1 protein-coding gene is annotated in these 408 nt (G+C 75.7%); it reads left to right on the forward strand.

All coding sequences use genetic code 11. The features are described 5' to 3' along the window. The coding region (locus tag TW83_RS18085; protein WP_045984176.1) for an NAD(P)H-hydrate dehydratase at positions 1-408 on the forward strand (408 nt) is incomplete at both ends.

The following is a 408-nucleotide window of genomic DNA, read 5'->3' on the forward strand; positions in this document are numbered from 1 at the left end:
GCGCGGGCGGCGCTGCGCGTCGGCGCGGGGCTGGTGACGCTGGCGCCCCCTGCGGCGGCGATGGCGGAACACGCCCTTCCCCCCGACGCGCTGATGCGGCGCACGGTCGACGATGCGGATGCCCTGGCAAAGCTGGCGTCCGACCGCCGCGGGATGGCGTTGTGCATCGGTCCGGGCTGCGGCGTCACGCGAGCAGCGGCGCTGCTGGAGGCCGTGCGGGCTGCGGCGCGGCCGGCGGTCCTGGACGCGGATGCGCTGACCGCGTTGGCCAAGGCACCGGGCGCCCTGCCACCGGATTGCGTGCTGACCCCGCATGGCGGCGAATTCGCCCGGCTGTTCCCCGATCTTGCCGACCAGCTGTCCACCGACACACCCTCCCGCCCCAAACCCGCGATCCTGCGCGAGGCG

Origin of the sequence: Paracoccus sp. S4493 (genome assembly GCF_000967735.1) — a bacterium.
Lineage (GTDB): Bacteria > Pseudomonadota > Alphaproteobacteria > Rhodobacterales > Rhodobacteraceae > Paracoccus > Paracoccus marcusii.